The sequence below is a fragment of the Pseudomonas sp. NPDC087639 genome, from assembly GCF_044743385.1.
Lineage (GTDB): Bacteria > Pseudomonadota > Gammaproteobacteria > Pseudomonadales > Pseudomonadaceae > Aquipseudomonas.
In genome coordinates this window covers 138,726-156,165 of the sequence record NZ_JBIUWI010000001.1, presented here as the reverse complement: position 1 = coordinate 156,165, position 17,440 = coordinate 138,726, and the positions used below count along the sequence as shown (strand labels likewise).

Annotated in this window: 12 protein-coding genes; 8 read left to right on the top strand and 4 right to left on the bottom strand. The window is 55.1% G+C overall.

The features are described 5' to 3' along the window. Position 1 precedes the first annotated feature (1 nt). Genes ACIOVB_RS00715 through ACIOVB_RS00700 form a run of 4 tightly spaced genes read right to left on the bottom strand, consistent with a single transcriptional unit; the run spans position 2 to position 6,130 of the window. Positions 2-1,216: an ATP-binding protein gene (locus ACIOVB_RS00715; RefSeq protein WP_401263993.1), complete on the bottom strand. Its 1,215-nt coding sequence runs from the start codon at positions 1,214-1,216 to the stop codon at positions 2-4. Continuing rightward, positions 1,210-1,803 carry a chemotaxis protein CheB gene (locus tag ACIOVB_RS00710; RefSeq protein ID WP_401263991.1) on the bottom strand — a complete coding sequence of 198 codons (594 nt, stop codon included), beginning with the start codon at positions 1,801-1,803 and terminating at the stop codon, positions 1,210-1,212. The genes ACIOVB_RS00715 and ACIOVB_RS00710 overlap by 7 nt, the downstream gene beginning before the upstream one ends. Next, positions 1,800-2,633: a CheR family methyltransferase gene (locus ACIOVB_RS00705; protein WP_401263989.1), complete on the bottom strand. Its 834-nt coding sequence runs from the start codon at positions 2,631-2,633 to the stop codon at positions 1,800-1,802. Before ACIOVB_RS00705 ends, ACIOVB_RS00710 begins: the two co-directional genes overlap by 4 nt. Beyond that, complete coding sequence (locus tag ACIOVB_RS00700; protein WP_401263987.1) at positions 2,633-6,130, bottom strand: response regulator; 3,498 nt, start codon at positions 6,128-6,130, stop codon at positions 2,633-2,635. Before ACIOVB_RS00700 ends, ACIOVB_RS00705 begins: the two co-directional genes overlap by 1 nt. 264 nt (positions 6,131-6,394) lie before the next feature. Between ACIOVB_RS00700 and ACIOVB_RS00695 the strand changes: the two genes are divergently transcribed. The 8 genes from ACIOVB_RS00695 to ACIOVB_RS00660 all read left to right on the top strand — a co-directional run. Further along, positions 6,395-6,754: a response regulator gene (locus tag ACIOVB_RS00695; RefSeq protein ID WP_401263986.1), complete on the top strand. Its 360-nt coding sequence runs from the start codon at positions 6,395-6,397 to the stop codon at positions 6,752-6,754. 180 nt (positions 6,755-6,934) lie between these two features. Continuing rightward, positions 6,935-10,762 carry a hypothetical protein gene (locus ACIOVB_RS00690; RefSeq protein ID WP_401263985.1) on the top strand — a complete coding sequence of 1,276 codons (3,828 nt, stop codon included), beginning with the start codon at positions 6,935-6,937 and terminating at the stop codon, positions 10,760-10,762. 115 nt (positions 10,763-10,877) lie between these two features. Then, positions 10,878-12,176, top strand: a complete 1,299-nt coding sequence (locus tag ACIOVB_RS00685; protein WP_401263983.1) for a glycosyltransferase — start codon at positions 10,878-10,880, stop codon at positions 12,174-12,176. 118 nt (positions 12,177-12,294) lie between these two features. Continuing rightward, positions 12,295-13,185 carry a phospholipase gene (locus tag ACIOVB_RS00680; protein WP_401263981.1) on the top strand — a complete coding sequence of 297 codons (891 nt, stop codon included), beginning with the start codon at positions 12,295-12,297 and terminating at the stop codon, positions 13,183-13,185. A 104-nt stretch (positions 13,186-13,289) separates the two neighbouring features. Next, positions 13,290-14,201: a phospholipase gene (locus ACIOVB_RS00675; protein WP_401263980.1), complete on the top strand. Its 912-nt coding sequence runs from the start codon at positions 13,290-13,292 to the stop codon at positions 14,199-14,201. Between the two features lie 93 nt (positions 14,202-14,294). Then, positions 14,295-15,197: an AraC family transcriptional regulator gene (locus ACIOVB_RS00670; protein ID WP_187678964.1), complete on the top strand. Its 903-nt coding sequence runs from the start codon at positions 14,295-14,297 to the stop codon at positions 15,195-15,197. 255 nt (positions 15,198-15,452) lie between these two features. Next, on the top strand, positions 15,453-16,763 hold the full coding sequence (locus tag ACIOVB_RS00665; RefSeq protein ID WP_401263978.1) for an ABC transporter substrate-binding protein: 1,311 nt from the start codon (positions 15,453-15,455) through the stop codon (positions 16,761-16,763). A gap of 153 nt (positions 16,764-16,916) precedes the next feature. Continuing rightward, on the top strand, positions 16,917-17,440 hold a 524-nt coding region (locus tag ACIOVB_RS00660), incomplete at its 3' end, for a carbohydrate ABC transporter permease (RefSeq protein WP_401263976.1).

Sequence of the window (17,440 nt, the reverse complement as noted above, 5' to 3'; positions counted from 1 at the left end):
GTCACTCAGAGGTTGCGTCGGATTTGCCGTTTTCCTCTATCGGCAGACAAACGCGAAACAGGGCGCCCTCGTTGATTTCACTCTCGACGACGATTGAGCCGCCATGGGCGGCGACGATCTGCTCGGAAATGAACAGACCCAACCCGAGCCCGGCGACTACCGTCTTGGCGGAAACCCGTTCGAATTGTTGGAAAATACGCTTTTGGTTCTCTTCGCTGATGCCGATCCCGTGATCCTGAACCTCGACCCGAGCTTCGTTGCCTTGGCGGTAGACGCGCACCTGAATCAAGCTTCTGCCGCCATAACGCAGCGCATTGGTCAGCAGATTGGAAATGACCTGCTCGATGCGGAACTCATCCCAGCAACCTTCCAACGGCATGTCCGCTTCGAAGCTGACCGTCGTTTCCGCTGCTTCGATCTGCTGCGCAAAGTTTTGCAGCAGATTGCCCACCAACTGCACCAGATCGAAACGGTTAGGCCGGATCGACAACTTGCCGGTACGTATCCGGGAGACGTCGAGCATGTCTTCGATCAGCCGGATGAGGCTTTTGATCTGGCGCTCGTCGCGGTCGACCATCGCGTGCATCTTGTCGAGGGTGAACGCCGCGGCGTTATCCCGCGCCAAGTGCATCTTGCGCAATTGGGTTTCGAGTATCAGGCCATTGAGGGGGGTGCGCACTTCGTGGGCGACGATTGACATGAAGTCATCGCGCATCCGCACGGCTTGCTCAAGCTCCGACTGCGTACTCTGCAACTGTTGCAACAGCGCTTCCTGCTCGCGACGCGCCTGTTCCAGCGCTTCGACCTGTTGCTTCATGGCCTTGCTCTGTCGGTACAGATCGACGAAAACGTTGACCTTGCTCTTGACCGCGTGGATATCCAGCGGCTTGTGCAGAAAGTCCACTGCCCCGCTCTCATAGCCCTTGAACGCATAGTTCAGTTCACGACCGGCAGCGCTGACAAAAATGATCGGGATGTTCTTGGTCTTCTCGGTGCCGCGCATCAACTCGGCCAGTTCGAAGCCGTTCATGCCCGGCATCTGCACGTCGAGAATGGCCATGGCGAATTCGTGTTGCAGTAGCAGCGACAATGCTTCGTCTGCCGACAGCGCCTTATAGACGGTGCGGTCTTCGCGTTTGATCAGCGCTTCAAGAGCCAGCAGGTTCTCGGGCAGATCGTCGACGATCAGCAGTTTTGCCTGGATATTACTCAGCATGCGATTCGTTCCAGCTCGACAAGCAGACGGCCGATGCCGTGGATGGGTAAAACATGATCCGGCTGCCGGATTTTCAGGGCAGCCAGAGGCATGGTGGCGACTTGGGCGTCGGCGGGATCCTGGACGATGGTCAGTCCGCCGTGGCGTTTGACTTGTGCCAGTCCGCGCGCGCCATCTTGGTTGGCACCGGTCAACAGCACAGCGGCCAGTTTCGGGCCATAGGCGTCGGCGGCGGACTCGAACAAGTAGTCAATCGACGGCCGGGAATGATGGTTGCGATCCTCCTGGCTCAACGACAGGCTGCGATCCTGCTCCACCGACAGGTGATAACCGGGCGTGGCGAAATACACCGTGCCCGCCTCGATAACCTGCTTGTCCGTGGCCTCCTCGACTGGCAACGCCAGACGCCGGGCGAATACCTCGGCCAACTGGCTGCGGCGCTCTTCCGGCAGGTGCAGCACGATGATGATCGGCAGTGCAAAACCTTTGCGCAGCGGCCCAAGCAGGTTTAACAAGGCTTCAACGCCACCGGCGGAAGCCCCGACCACAATAGCCTCGATTCGAGGCAGATCCGCAATGTCGTTCATGATTTGCGGTAGATCCGTTCTTGTTTCACCAGCGGTTCGAACTGGTTTGCATAGCTGGAAAAATCCAGCGTCTCTTTGCTGCCGAGCACCAGAAAACCGCGATGACACAGGGATTCATGGAACAGTCCGAACGCTCGATCCTGCAGCTTCTTGTTGAAATAGATCAACACGTTACGGCAGGAAATCAATTGGGTTTCGGAGAACACGCTGTCGGTGGCCAGACTGTGGTCGGCAAACGTCACGCTCTCGCACAGACTCTTGTCGAAAATCGCGTAGCCATAGGCCGCGGTGTAGTAGTCGGAAAATGAACACTGACCACCTGCCTGCTGGTAGTTGGCGGTATAAGCGCGGACGTTTTCCATTGAAAATATCCCCTGCTTGGCCTTGTCCAGCGAGCGCGGATTGATGTCGGTAGCGTAAATGATCGTGCGATCGAGCAGGCCCTCTTCGCGCAGCAGAATCGCCATCGAATAGACCTCCTCACCCGTGCTGCACCCGGCGATCCAGATCTTGATCGAAGGATAGGTTCTGAGCAGCGGCACCACTTCCTTGCGAATGGCCAGGAAGTGCGACGGATCGCGAAACATCTCGCTGACCGGAATCGTCAACAACTGCAACAACTGCATAAACGCCGTCGGGTCGTGCAGGACTTTTTCCTGCAACGCCGAAATCGTCGCGCACTCGAATTGACCCAACGCGTGTTGGACCCGGCGCTTGATTGAAGCGCCGGAGTAATCGCGAAAATCGTAGCTGTACTTGAGGTAGATCGCCTCGATCAACAGCCTTAATTCGATTTCACTGTTTCGTTCCGCTGGATGACTGCGTTCCACTAAATGCGTTCCATCTTCGGTAACCACACGCGAATCAGCGAGAACAGGCGATCCAGATCAATGGGCTTGGCCAGATAATCGTTGGCGCCCGCCTGCAGGCAGCGCTCCTGATCGTCCTTCATGGCCTTGGCCGTGACCGCAATAATGGGCAGTTTGCGCCAGCGCGGATCCTTGCGGATTTCAATGGTGGCTTCGAAACCATCCATCTCCGGCATCATCACGTCCATCAACACCAGATCGATGTCCTCGACTTCATTCAGTTTTTCAATCGCTTCACGGCCATTACGACCGATCACCACGACTGCGCCTTTGGTCTCCAGGGCACTGGTCAGGGCGAAGATGTTGCGCACATCGTCGTCCACCAGCAGCACTTTGCGACCCTCGAAAACCTTGTCGCGGCTGCGCGCGGTCTTCAGCATCTTCTGCCGCTCATGGGACAACTGCGATTCGACTTTGTGCAGAAAGAGTGTGACCTCATCGAGCAGACGTTCCGGCGAGCGTGCGCCCTTGATGATGATCGAGCGCGAGTACTTGCGCAGGTCGGCCTCTTCATCGCGCGTCAGGTTACGACCGGTATAAACGATGACCGGCGGGAACGAGCAGATATCTTCGGTGGACATGCGCTTGAGCAGGTCATTACCGAGCATGTCCGGCAGCTTCAGGTCGATGACCATGCAGTCATAGATCGTCGTACGCAGTTTCTCCAGCGCGTCCTGCGCCAGACCGACAGCCGTGATCTCGATGTCGTCATCGCCGATCAGCCGCGCAATGCTCTCGCGCTGCAGATCGTCGTCTTCAACCAGCAACACGCGTTTGACCTTCTGGGTCAGCTTGGCTTCCAGACGGGCGAACACGTCCTTGAGCTCTTCGCGGGTGGTCGGTTTGACTGCATAGCCAATGGCGCCCATGTGCATCGCCGCTTCGACCCGATCCTCGACCGAAATCACGTGCACGGGGATGTGGCGGGTTTCGGCGTGTTCTTTCAAACGCTGCAACACAGTCAATCCGGAGTGATCCGGCAGACGCATGTCGAGCAAAATGGCATCCGGCACGAACTCGCGGGCCAGGTCATAACCTTCGTCTGCGCCATGGGCAACCAGGCACTGATAACCCAGTTCGTGCGCCAGATCGTAGAGGATATGCGCAAAGTTCGGCTCATCTTCCACTACCAGAATGCAACGGGTGGCGAACGGTGCCTTGTCGCGGTCGTCGGCAAAGCGCGGGATGTGAACCGGCGCCAGAGGCGAAACCACCACCGCAGGCGCTACGGTCGCCGTCACGGTCTGGACTGGCGGAGTGAAGGTCAACGGCGCTTTCGATACATCAGTGGACTCGTTGTACTGCTGCGGCAATACCAGCGTGAACACACTGCCCTGCCCCGGTGCGCTGCTGACGCTGATCGAGCCGCCCAGCAAGGTCGCCAGATCCCGCGAGATCGAAAGGCCCAGCCCGGTACCGCCGTATTTGCGGTTGGTGGTGCCATCGGCCTGACGGAACGCTTCAAAGATGCTTTCCTGCTGATCCGCGGCAATGCCGATGCCCGAATCGCGCACGATGAACGCAATGCGATCATTCGGCTGGCCGCTGATGGTCAGGCTCACCGTGCCCTGCTCGGTAAATTTCACGGCGTTGGACAGCAGGTTTTTGATCACCTGTTCCAGCCGCTGACGGTCGGTAAACAGTGTCACCGGCGCATCCGGGAGCAGATCCACGCTGAAGGTCAGTCGTTTGTCGGCCGCCAGCGGTTCGAACACGCTGCGCAGGCCATCGGCCAGACGCGCCACGCTGGTGATTTCCGGGATCACTTCAAGCTTGCCGGCCTCGACCTTGGAAATATCGAGAATGTCGTTGATCAGGTTGAGCAGATCGTTGCCGGCGGAGTAGATCGACTCGGCAAACTTGACTTGTTCAGCACTGAGATTGTCCTGCGGATTTTCCGCCAGCAACTTGGCCAGGATCAGCGAACTGTTCAGCGGCGTGCGCAGTTCGTGGGACATATTGGCGAGGAACTCGGACTTGTACTTGCTTGAGCGCTGCAACTCTTCGGCGCGCTCTTCGAGTTGCACCTGCGCCTGATTCAGTTCGGTGTTCTTCAGATCCATGGCATCGCGCTGCTCGGCCAAGGTCTGCGCCTGTTCGGCGAGTTGTTCGTTGGTCTGTTCCAGCTCGACTTGCTGGGTTTCCAAGTGCGCTTGGGATTCCTTGAGGATCCGCGACTGCTCCTCCAACTCTTCGTTGGCAGTCTTCAACTCTTCCTGCTGCACCTGCAACTCTTCGTTGAGCTGCTGGGTTTCGGCCAGCACTTCCTGCAAGCGCTGACGATAACGCGCCGCTTCGATGGAAGTGCCGACGTTGCCGGCAATCAATTCAAGCAGCTCGATATCGCGGTCGTTGAGCGGACGCAGGAAACCCAGTTCGATCACGCCGTTGACTCGTTCGTCATCGCTGGTCGGCACGACCACAACGCTGCGCGGCAGGCCTTCGCCAAGTCCGGAGCTGACCTTGAAGTAATCCGACGGTACCGAATCGAGACGGATAAGCCGCGCCTGCTGCGCGACCTGACCGACAATACCTTCGCCGCTGTAGATCGACTGGTCCTGATCTTCCTGTTCGCGAGAAAACCCATAAGTCGCCACACGTTTGAGGCCACCGTGCTCTTCGCGCACGTACAACGCCGCTACGGCCGTGCCAAGGTATTGCGCGCAGAACTGCAGAATGTTGCGACCGAGCAGATTGAGCGTCAGTTGCCCCAGCACCTGTTCGGCCAACTCGGTCTGCCCGTTGCGCAGCCAGGCTTGCTGTTCCAGACGCTCGGCACTGGCCTGCTGCGCCGCCAATGTGGCGCCGTAGCTTTCGGACAGATTGACCAGGTCTCGCCGACCGATGTACGCCAGCAATGCGCTGATGCCTGCAACAAACAGCAGATAAAGGGTGATGCTCCAGATCGTGGTGCGCCGCACTTCTTCATTGCGCGTGGTGCGCAACTGCTGCTCCATATCGATGACGTCTTCGAACTGCTTGCGAATCTCGTCGGTCAGGCGCTTGCCACGTCCAGCCTTCACGGCACCGCGATAATCCCCGCTGCTGCGCTGCAAATCGATCATCGATTGTGCATAGGTCGCCCACTCGGTCTGCAACGCCTGGAGACGGCGCAAACGGTCGGTCTGCACAGGGTTGTCGGCGGTCAGTTCGAGCAAGGTATTGAGCGCCACGGCAATACGCGGCTTGGCCGTCTCGTAGGGATCAAGGAAGTGCTCGTCGCCGCTCAGCAGAAAACCGCGCATGCCGGTTTCCAGGTCCACGGTGAGTTTCACCGCTTCGTTGGCGTTATTGATCACCCGGTCGGTGTGTTCAACCCACTGAATGACCGACAGCAGATACGTGATCAGCGAAACGAAGAACACGGCACTGAGCACACCAACACCCAGCGGCAGGCTGATGTTGCGACTCAGGAGTTTGCGAAACCGTTGCTCATCAACCGAAGACGGAGAGGACATGGGGCAGCCTTGTCGAACTGTTGAAAACCCGAGAGTTTGCCCCAACAAGCGGCGTGGATCCATTTTTCTCACAGCTTTGGCAGCAAATTCCTACATTTGCTCGCGTCTAGAGCCACGCCAACAGTTATCCTTGCCTGTCCCTTTGCAGTGAATGTTTTTTGTATCAAACCGGGAACTTGTGGCCATGCGCCACTTACTCATGCATGAGCCCGGCAGATTCGACCGGCCGATACCCCTGAATTTCTATCTTTGAGAGCCTCTATTATGTCCACCCCAGCGTCCATCATCCTTGTAGTAGAAGACGATGCCATTGTGCGCATGCTGATCGTCGATGTGCTGGAGGAGCTGGAGTACAAGGTGCTGGAGGCTGACGGCAGCGAACAGGCGCTGGTGTTTCTCAATGATAAGGACCAGAACATTGATTTGATGATGACCGATGTAGGTTTGCCGGGTATGGATGGTCGTGAGTTGGCGACTCAGGCACGCATCGTGCGCCCCGCCCTGCCAATCCTGTTTGCCAGTGGTTACGCTGAAAGTATCGAAGTGCCCGAAGGCATGCATGTCATCGGCAAACCCTTTTCGATCGATCAATTGCGCGACAAAGTAAAAAACATCATTCAATAAATAACTCAACGGACCGCCCCTTTCAAACAACTTCAAGGGGCAGTCCGGTCTCATATTTTCGCGAATAAAACTTAAGCTGGCGAGCTGTTGAAAAACACACTCACATAATGCTTCTTGATAAACACGCTCCAACAAAAGAGGATCACTCAAACATACAAACCAACATAAAACGAATTTATTATGACCCTAAAACATTCAAACCCCCTGAATCAACGTCACTTATCCCGACCTGCCCCTTCTTCTAACCTCCACCGTGAATACGTTGCATGCGATAACCGCGAACGAGAGGAAGTGATATATAAACTCAAGCAGCGCTCAGAACATCTTGCTCCTTCGCAAAGAATTTCACTGGAAGGCGCAAAACTTTCTGTGGAGTCGGGATCGTCACTTGAAGACGCCCTGCTTCCCGGCAGGCAACTGTTGCAACGGATGTCCGAACAAGATTCCTTCAAAAGACTGGTGGGCAAGCTAAGACTTTCCGAGTACTCAGACTTTGAAGTGACCGCTGAAGGCGAAATAAATGCAAAGCACTCCGGTGATATCGTGAGTTTTGCTAACGCCTTCAAACTTTCCCCCGATCTGAAAGACGATCTGCAGATACTGGTTGAAATGGCCCATTTGACCGGTGGCAAAATTTCCACCGCAGACGAAGTTGATTTAGCACAATGGCTGGCTTTCCACGGTTACTTGATACCTCACCATGCCGCCGACGTTTCCCGGTTACTGGCATTCATGCAAGCCGCCCCTCCTGCAAGCCCAGAGTTGAGCAACTATTGGGAAATGATAAAGACTGGAGAAGGCAACTCGGCGACGCTTTCTGCAACTGAGCGCAGTGAGTTCCGCAAACTCATCGCCAGTTACATCAAGGATCAATCGTTACTGGAGCATTTGTCGGAGAGCATTTTTGGCGGACGAACTACGCCCTTCACACGTGCCGAGGCTGAGGACATTATTAAGGCACTTGTTTCCAGCCCCATCGCTGCTGACTGGGCCGACGCTTACGTACGGGATCTTGGCTGGTACGGCGCGCGCGACAACCAACCGCAATCGGAAACGTCGCGCAAGCAGGTTGTCCTGACTTCGCTGCTGCTCAATCTTCATCCTCAAGTTGGCGAAGATGTACCGCGAAATCATGTTGCCGGTTTCGATTTGTATGCTGCCAAGCATATGGAAAAATCCTTCGCCGAGATTCAAACCGATTTCGAGAATCACCTGATCGAGCACCACAGGGTGAGTAAAAAGAATGCAGCATTGGCCGCTCACTTACTGCTGGCGGAGCCTGCGCCGGAATTTCTGGTCAAAGGTCTACCTGCCACCCTGCTAGTGGGAACGCCGCAATGCGTGGAATTTTGCCGAATCGTGGCGGTGCAAGAAATCATAGCGCCAGGCTCGACTCGATCCATGACTTACGCGCAATTGCAGCAACTTTCGACACTGGAACCAGTGACCGAATCACGCAAGTTGCTCGACGCTTTGGCCGCCGTGGATCCTGTGATTGATTGGGCAGTGCTCAACAAAATCGTCACGCCTGATGACGTCGAAAAATCAGTCACTGACTCACTGACAGTCGCCACGGACGCCTACGCCCGACATGCGAGGACGCTTGCCGAAAACGCTGAAACACTGACGCGTCAACTGCCAACCCGCAAAAGCGTCGCACTGGATATCCTCAAGCAGGTCGCCAAGGGCTGCACTTATCTTGAAAGCGACGTCCTTCAGCAAACGCGCAATCGACCGCTGGAAGACGCTTACATTTCGCTAAAAATGTCACCTGTCGAGTTGCATATGTCCAACGATCTGGCGACCGGCAATTGGGATTTGAAAAAAGGGGAAAGCATCTATACAGCGTTCCCCAACATGCGCCGTAATCTGGTTTCTCCCGACGATGAGTTCTACCGTCAGTTCAATCGGGCCTATCTGGCGCATGCGCAAGCGATGAATACGCACTTGAAGCAAGCATTTACTTCAATGCCATTGCTCGACCGGATTCGATTGCTCAAGGGCAAGGTGACGATGTTCACCGTCAGGCCCTCGGTCGCCAGACTCCAATCGATTACCGGTATCTCCGCCAATCCTATCGCGGCGACCCTTGACGCCATTCTGAAAACGACTGAGCGCAAACCGACGGAAAGTCATAAAGAAATAGATGAAGCAAAGGGTCGCTACGGCGTAGTGGTCTGCAGCGCGTTCGAAGGCCGGGTGACCTGTTACGAATTATTCACGCTGCACGGCGTCTGTCGCGAAAACACTGAGTTGGCCAAGCTTGTGCAAAGGGAAAACCTGTTGAGCGCTCCCGCTCGCAGCAATGAGACGAATTACTCTGCGCCTGCGAAAATTCATCAACTGCCGATGAACATCGAGTGTTATACCCATGGTGTAACGCCCGGTCTCGTGGACGTCAGTTCGGGGGTGATCGACAAAGTTGCCGAGTTGTCAGCCGTCGCGCCGCTGGAGCCAATAAATGGGTACTACCAGAGCTTCTACTCGACAGAGTTCGACCGTCTGGTGAACTTCGTACTCAAGCACAGACCCGTCGCGACTTACGATGAGTTGGTTAAAGAGTGCTGGGGCCAGACCCGGCTTGAAGCATTGCGTGCAAAACGGGAAAAGGACCTGGACACGCTCCTCAACTTTGTCGTGCCCTTCAAGTCATGCATCGAAGATCTCGGTTCAGGCGACATCGAGCGACAATTGGACGGAGCCAAGGCGTGCACGCTGGAAGCCGCGATGACCGTTCTGTTAGTGGTCGGAGCCATCGCAAAGATTGCCAGCCTGGCCGCCACGAGCATGAGTATCGCCACCAAGGCCAGCAAGATAGCTTCCACAGGCGCTGGATTGGTCAGCAACTTGCTCAATCCGCTGGATGGCGCAACCGATTTGCTTGTGAATGGTGCCAAACTTTTGCGCAAAGGTTGGCACAGCGGTGTGGCTGCACTCGAAAGCGCTATTTACGATGCACGCAAATGGTCGGGAAAGACGCCCTATCACGCACTTTCGAAGGCTGTCGATCCAGACACTATCCGCCTGGGCATCCGACAAACTGCGCAAGAATCCGCAGACGTGTTCCAGGTTTGGGGCATACGCCACAGTGATGAATGGTACGCGTTGAACCGTTTGGGCGAACCATGGGGAGCCAAAATGGACAGTCTGAATTACAAGTTCAAACTGCCTTCCCTACCTTGGCGCAAGCTCATGCCAAAAAGTTACACCCAACGGTATTTGAAAAAAGCAATCCCCGCCGCCAAAACCAAACTCAACAATGCCATCGCCTTGTTGGGCGACTCGGAATGGGAATTCGAAGTTCGCAAGATTCTTACTTATTTGTTTGGCACTGGGTCTGACGAAGCCGTAAAGCACATCGGGTCGAGACTGCAGGCAATGCGCAAGGATCTGGATGCTTTCACGCTCGCCAACGTATCATTCAAAAGGACCGATGTGCCTGCGGTGGCAGCCTTGCATGTGCCCGATTACAAACGATGGAAAAAGGCAGTCGTCAAGGGCACCGTACATCAGGAATCAATCAAAAGGTTCATCAAGATTTTTCCGGAACATCTGGATGATCTATATCGCACATCCAAATACGACGAAACCCGGATAGCGGATGTTCTGATCCATGAGATGTCCCATGGCGCACCCGGCACACTCGATCTGTATTACGGAAAGACCCTGGAACACGCGCAAACCGATGTGGCTTCCCTGATTGATCTCGCACGAAACCCGCGCATGGTCGATCCGACGTTCTCCAATCCTTACAGAACAGTGAGCACGGACAGCTTCACCCATCTGCATCAGTTTGATTCCATTCGTCCGAGTCTTCCGACTTTGATTCAGAAGCACCCGGCTCTGTACAACGCAGAATCTTACGAAGTAGCGGTTTCTTTGATTAATCAAATCAAATCCGATCCAGCTGGATTTGGCATAAACATGTCGATCCTCGAATCAGCGCTGAAAAATTCCGCAGCCGAACCATTCCTCGGCACTCTGGGCCTCAACCTGGGCAAAGCGTAGGTCGTATCTTTATTTCCGCCACCGGGCCTGATTGATAACCGGGCGCAAGCAACCACCACTGTGGTTTAATTGCGCCCGTTTTTCGCCCCCGCTTTGCTGCATAGGATCACCGCTAATGGCTCAGCCCGTCACCAAAGTCCTGGTCATCGGATATGTCTGGCCCGAACCGCGCTCGTCCGCCGCCAGTGGCCACGTCATGCAGATCCTCGAAACGTTTTTGCAACAGGGTTGGGACATCACCTTCAGCAGCCCCGCCGGCCCCGGCGAGCATAAGGCGGATCTGGCAGTGCTGGGTATTCGCGAAGTATCCATTGAACTCAACAACAGCAGTTTCGACGTGTTCATCAGTGAACTGGCGCCGGATATTGTGCTGTTCGACCAGTTCATGATGGAGGAGCAGTTCGGCTGGCGGGTTGAGAAGCACTGCCCCGAAGCCCTGCGTGTGCTCGAAACCTCCGACCTGCAGAGCCTGCGGCATGCCCGCCATCAGCGGCTCAAGGATCGCCTGAAAGCCAACAGCGATCAGGATGACTTCAGCGAGCTGTTTGCGCCTGCACTGCGCGAAGAGTTTGAATTGATGGCCGATACAGATCTGGCCAAACGTGAAATCGCGGCGTTGTACCGTTGCGATCTGAACCTGATGATCTCCGAAGTTGAAATCGAGTTGCTGGTCGAGCAATTCGGCTTGCCGCGTCAGTTGTTGCATTGGTGTCCACTGATGGTTGAACTCCCTTCGGCACCCGCGCGGGCATTTGCCGATCGCGAGCATTTCCTGAGCATCGGCAACTTCCGTCACGCGCCCAACTGGGATGCCGTGCTGTGGATGAAAACCACGGTCTGGCCACTCATTCGTCAGCAATTGCCGGATGCGCAGTTGCACATCTATGGCGCCTACACGCCGCCCAAGGCCACGGCTTTGCACAACGCCGCGCAGGGTTTTCACATCATGAACTGGGCCGAAGATGCGTTGCAGGTCATGTCGGCTGCACGGGTGTGCCTGGCGCCGTTGCGTTTCGGGGCCGGGATCAAGGGCAAACTGGTTGATGCGATGCTGTGCGGCACCCCAAGTGTCACGACGCCGATCGGCGCCGAAGGCATGTATGGCGACCACCCTTGGCCTGGCGCTGTCGCACACAACGCATGTGATATCGCCGACAGTGCCGTTCGGTTGTATAAGGATCAAACACTTTGGCAAGCGGCTCAGCAGGCAGGAACCATGTTGCTCAGCGAGCGCTATCAATACGCTGTACACGGTCAGGCACTTATTGAAAAACTGCGCTATTGCCAGCAGCATTTACAAATACTTAGAACCAGCAATTTTACCGGAAGCATGTTGCGCCACCACTTTCATAAAAGCACTCAATACATGTCGCAGTGGATTGAAGCAAAAAACCGCCATTCACCTACTGACTGAACAGATAACTTCACCCCGTACACGACTTGCATTAAAACAAGCATTGGCCAAACAAGTATTAAGCACTATAAACATCCTGCGCGCACAACTTAAATACTATTTAACGCAGGATAACCAAATGAATAACACCCAGTATGAAACCTCGCCTCTTCATCGGTGGATGACCGTAACTCCACAAATCAACAACTTGTCACTGTTCGAACTGACCATACCAGGGACTCATAATGCCGGCTGTGACTGGAAAGCCTCTTACGCATTGTTCCCAGGCAAAAACCTGACTGCATGCCAGGATGATTCTTTCTTCTCACAACTCAATCTTGGCGCCAGAGCTCTGGATGTTCGACTGGTTTACAATGCCAAAGCACAAGGCTTTAATCAGTTTCGCTTTCAGCACAACGGGTTCCTTTCTTCTCGAAACCTTGAAGACCTTGTACGAGACGTCAACAAGTTTCTTGAGGACAATCCGGAAGAATTCATCATTCTGGACTTTCATAAACTGGAGAAAGGTGACGCCGAATTCAATCACGCCAAATTCAGGGATCTGATGCTCGAACATCTCGGCAAACGGATGATTCCTTCCCACAATATACATATGACGCTGGGGCAACTGAAACAAGCAAGCCCCCTGCAACGCGTCCTGGTAGCGGCGTCCATGACGTGGGACACAAACGACAACAGGTTCAATTCGCCGATCGGCCACAAATGGATCGGTGAAAAAATCGTTACAACCAGTGATCTGCACGGCTACATTACAAAAGTGATGAGCGAACCTATGAGCAGGCTACGCCTCTGGTCTTTATCAGCGACGACTTTTAGTATTGGTCCCCAGCGAATTCTCAATGATCTGGACAACTGGTTCTCCCCTGCCAGATCGGACTGGGCCCAAAAGTGCAACATCATCAATTTCGACTTCATTAAAGACTCGAACATCGTGTTCTATTGCCAATCGGCCAGTATTATTAAAGCCAATAAGAAATCGCTGATAGCTCCTCGTGTGCAAGCAGATTAAATTCTCTGTGTGAACGCTCCTTTACGAATTGATGGACGACCAAACGGGTCGTCCATCCTCTAATGCCATTACGATTTCCAGTATGTCCACACAGGATTCAGCAAATGCATGATCTTGACCTTCAACACTTCCAGCCCAATCGATGGATGGCCGCCACACCGCAACTCGACAACTTGTCATTATTCGAGATGACTTTACCGGGCACGCATAATGCCGGTTGTGATTGGGAGGCCTCTTACAGCCCCTCGATCGCCGCAAACTGGGCGGTCTGCCAGGATGTGCCTTTTTATTCCCAGCTCAATCGCGGTGCCAGGGCACTTGATCTGCGATTGGTGTATGACAGCCACGCCACAGGGCTGGCAAAATTCCGATTCTTTCATGACAAGGTCTGGTCATCGCGCACATTGGAAGATCTCATTCGTGATCTCAAAGGTTTTCTCGAGCGCAGTTACGATGAATTTATCGTCCTTGACTTTCACGAACTAAGGGACGGTGACACGCCCTTCGACTTCAAGTACTTCAACGACATGATGTTGCAACATCTCGGCGAGTACATAATCCCTGAAAAAAACAAACATCTGAGCCTCGGCGAATTGAAGAACATCAGCCGAATGCAACGTTTGCTGGTAGCGACCCCCTTTCATTCCAACATCGACTGGCAGTGGTTTTGCCACCAGGTGATTCATAAGTGGGCGGGTAACGCCTATGTTCTGGAAACCCTGTTGCCGACGTTTACGCTACAAAACTACCTGACCGAGGTGATGAAGAGGCCGCCTTCGAGAACCTTGCTGTGGTCGCTTTCGGCAGCCATCTGGAATGCAACCGGCCCTCAACGGATTTATGAAAAGCTCGACGCCTGGTTTGATCCGGCGAACAGTGATTGGGCGCAAAACTGCAACATCATCAATTTCGACTTCATTAAAAATTCGAACATCGTGTTGTTTTGCCAGCAAGCCAATCTGCAGAAAGCGATTGCGAAGTCCACGGTAACGCTTCACCTGGAGCACGTTGGCTGAACCTGCGCAACGGATGTCCATCGCGGCAAACTGGCGCACGGCAGGACAAACGAGGCATGATCGCAAGGCTCCTACGAAAAGAAGCTACCCGCCATGACCCGAACTGCCCGCGTGACCGACCCTTCATACGAGTTGATGGATGACCACAACGGGTTGTCCATCATCTACCGCCAGCATGGTTTCCCCTGCCCACTGGTGCGCTGGCATTTCCACAAGGAATACGAACTGCATCTGATCGTCGCCAGCTCTGGCAAAGTGTTCATAGGCGACTACATCGGCAACTTCTATCCCGAGACCCTGTTTCTGACGGGTCCCAATCTGCCGCACAACTGGATCAGCCAGGTGGCCGAAGACGAAGTGGTGGAAAAGCGCGACATGCTCGTCAATTTTACCGATGAGTTGTTCGAGAGCGGCCATCAGGTATTCGCTGAACTCCGAACGCTTGCACCGCTCTTGGAGCGTGCTCAGTACGGCATCGAATTCCGCTGCAAGCGTACGATCCGTCAAGCCATGACGCTGATGCAGCGTATCGCCGATACTCAAGGCATCACCCGGCTCGGGCACTTCTTCATCCTGATGGAGTTGCTCGCCGCCAGCGATGATTTCCAGTTGTTGTCCGGCGCCACCACGCCGCAACTGGCCGATGAACACAACATCGATCGCACCAACCGCGCCGTTGATTACATCTTCAGCCACTACGCCCGGGATATTTCGCTGGAAGAAGTCGCCGAGCATCTGGGCATGACGCCGACGTATTTCAGTCGCGTGTTCAAACAGGCGACCGGGCGTAACTTCATCGAATTCGTCAATCGTTTGCGCATCAGTAAGTCCTGCGAGCTGCTGGCGGACGGCGATAAACCGGTGACCGATGTGTGCTTTGAGTCGGGTTTCAACAATATTTCCAACTTCAATCGGCGCTTTCAACAGCTCAAGGGAATGACGCCTTCACATTATCGGCGTCTCGCCGTACAGCGACTGACTGAACAGAACCATTAACGAGACTTCCACAGGTTCCGACCTGTTTTTGCAGCGAAAACCTGTACGCATTCGCTAGCCTCCTCGCTCTGAAATCCCCTTCCCTGCGTTAACTCCCTCAAAGCTCAGTGCAAAAAAGTATTGATAAAAGTGCGATGGATGATTTGTCAGTCTGTCGATTGAAGGCTGTAATCAGTGCACATTCTTCCTGCACAGGAAGACACAAAAACAATAACTGTCCTTCTGCCCCCTCTGGGTTCAGAAAAGGAGTGCACGATGCAACCCACTGCAAAAGCTCTGCTTGCCCTCACCTGCATGACCCTCAGCAGCGTCAGCCTTGGCGCCCAGACCCTGACCATCGCCACCGTCAACAACAGCGACATGATCCGCATGCAAAAACTCTCGAAAACTTTCGAGACCGAGCATCCGGACATCAAGCTCAATTGGGTGGTGCTGGAAGAGAACGTCCTGCGCCAGCGCCTGACCACCGATATCGCCACCCAGGGTGGCCAGTTCGATGTGTTGACCATCGGCATGTACGAAGCGGCACTGTGGGGCGGCAAGGGTTGGCTGGAACCGATGAAGGATCTGCCGGCCAGTTACGCCCTCGACGATGTATTCCCGTCAGTGCGAGAAGGCCTGTCGGTCAAGGGTTCGCTCTACGCCCTGCCGTTCTACGCCGAAAGCTCGATCACCTATTACCGCACCGACCTGTTCAAGGATGCCGGCCTGACCATGCCCGAGCGTCCGACCTGGGAACAGATCGCCGGCTTCGCCGAAAAACTCACCAACAAGGATAAAGAGCAGTACGGCATCTGCCTGCGTGGCAAGGCTGGCTGGGGCGAGAACATGGCGTTGGTCACCACGGTCGCCAACGCCTATGGCGCACGCTGGTTCGATGAGCAGTGGAAGCCGGAATTCAGCGGCCCCGAGTGGAAGAACGCGCTGAATTTCTACGTCAACACCATGAAAAAATCCGGCCCGCCGGGTGCTTCCAGCAACGGTTTCAACGAGAACCTCGCCCTGTTCAACAGCGGCAAGTGCGCGATCTGGGTTGACGCTTCCGTCGCCGGCTCATTCGTGACCGACAAGACCCAGAGCAAGGTCGCCGATCACGTCGGCTTCACCTTCGCACCGCATCAGGTCACCGATAAAGGTTCGGCGTGGCTGTATTCCTGGGCGCTGGCGATTCCTGCCAGCTCCAAGGCCAAGGATGCGGCAAAAGAGTTCAGCGCCTGGGCGACTTCCAAGGAATACGGTGAACTGGTGGCCAAAACCGACGGCATCGCCAACGTACCGCCAGGCACTCGCGCCTCGACTTACAGCGACGCCTACATGAGCGCTGCGCCGTTCGCCAAGGTGACCCTCGAGTCGTTGAAAGCTGCAGACCCGAGCAAACCGACGCTGAAACCGGTGCCTTACATCGGCATTCAACTGGTGACCATTCCTGAATTCCAGGGGATCGGCACCCAGGTCGGCAAGTCCTTCTCGGCAGCGCTGATCGGCCAGACCACGGTCGACCAGGCGCTCACCGCCGCGCAGCAAACCACCGAACGCGAGATGAAGCGCGCCGGTTATCCCAAGTAACCCGTAAAGCTCGCTCCTGCCTCCTGTGGGAGCGAGCCTGCTCGCGAAGGCGTCTTTCCAGCCAATACACATGGCACTGACCCACCGCTTTCGCGAGCAGGCTCGCTCCCACATGGGATCTCCATAGGTCTGTATGACTCGGTTGTGATCACCATGAATACTTCAACTGCCAAAGCCCACATCGACCTCGCCAAGCCACAGCGCAAAAACCGCGTAGCCAATCCCGGCTGGTTTCTGGTCAGCCCTTCGGTGGCCCTGCTGCTGCTGTGGATGATCGTGCCACTGGGCATGACCCTTTACTTTTCGATGATCCGCTACAACCTGCTCAACCCTGGCGAAAACGAGTTCGTCGGGTTTGAGAACTTCTCCTACTTCCTGACCGACTCGGGCTTCATGCCCGGCGCCACCAATACGCTGTTGCTGGTCGGCAGTGTGCTGCTGATCAGCGTGGTGTTGGGCGTGTTGATCAGCGCACTGCTGGAGGCCAGTGAATTCCTTGGTCGCGGCATCGTGCGGGTCATGCTGATCTCGCCGTTTTTCATCATGCCCACGGTCGGCGCGCTGATCTGGAAAAACCTGATCTTCCATCCGGTGTCCGGGATCCTCGCCTACATCTGGAAACTGTTCGGCGCGCAACCGGTGGACTGGCTGGCGCACTACCCGCTGCTGTCGATCAT

Bases quoted from the DNA above. Each gene is read 5' to 3' on its own strand.
- ACIOVB_RS00680 (WP_401263981.1), top strand. From the start codon at position 12,295: ATGAATAACACCCAGTATGAAACCTCGCCTCTTCATCGGTGGATGACC.
- ACIOVB_RS00715 (WP_401263993.1), bottom strand. From the start codon at position 1,216: ATGCTGAGTAATATCCAGGCAAAACTGCTGATCGTCGACGATCTGCCC.
- ACIOVB_RS00675 (WP_401263980.1), top strand. From the start codon at position 13,290: ATGCATGATCTTGACCTTCAACACTTCCAGCCCAATCGATGGATGGCC.
- ACIOVB_RS00695 (WP_401263986.1), top strand. From the start codon at position 6,395: ATGTCCACCCCAGCGTCCATCATCCTTGTAGTAGAAGACGATGCCATT.
- ACIOVB_RS00690 (WP_401263985.1), top strand. From the start codon at position 6,935: ATGACCCTAAAACATTCAAACCCCCTGAATCAACGTCACTTATCCCGA.
- ACIOVB_RS00685 (WP_401263983.1), top strand. From the start codon at position 10,878: ATGGCTCAGCCCGTCACCAAAGTCCTGGTCATCGGATATGTCTGGCCC.
- ACIOVB_RS00665 (WP_401263978.1), top strand. From the start codon at position 15,453: ATGCAACCCACTGCAAAAGCTCTGCTTGCCCTCACCTGCATGACCCTC.
- ACIOVB_RS00700 (WP_401263987.1), bottom strand. From the start codon at position 6,130: ATGTCCTCTCCGTCTTCGGTTGATGAGCAACGGTTTCGCAAACTCCTG.
- ACIOVB_RS00670 (WP_187678964.1), top strand. From the start codon at position 14,295: ATGACCCGAACTGCCCGCGTGACCGACCCTTCATACGAGTTGATGGAT.
- ACIOVB_RS00710 (WP_401263991.1), bottom strand. From the start codon at position 1,803: ATGAACGACATTGCGGATCTGCCTCGAATCGAGGCTATTGTGGTCGGG.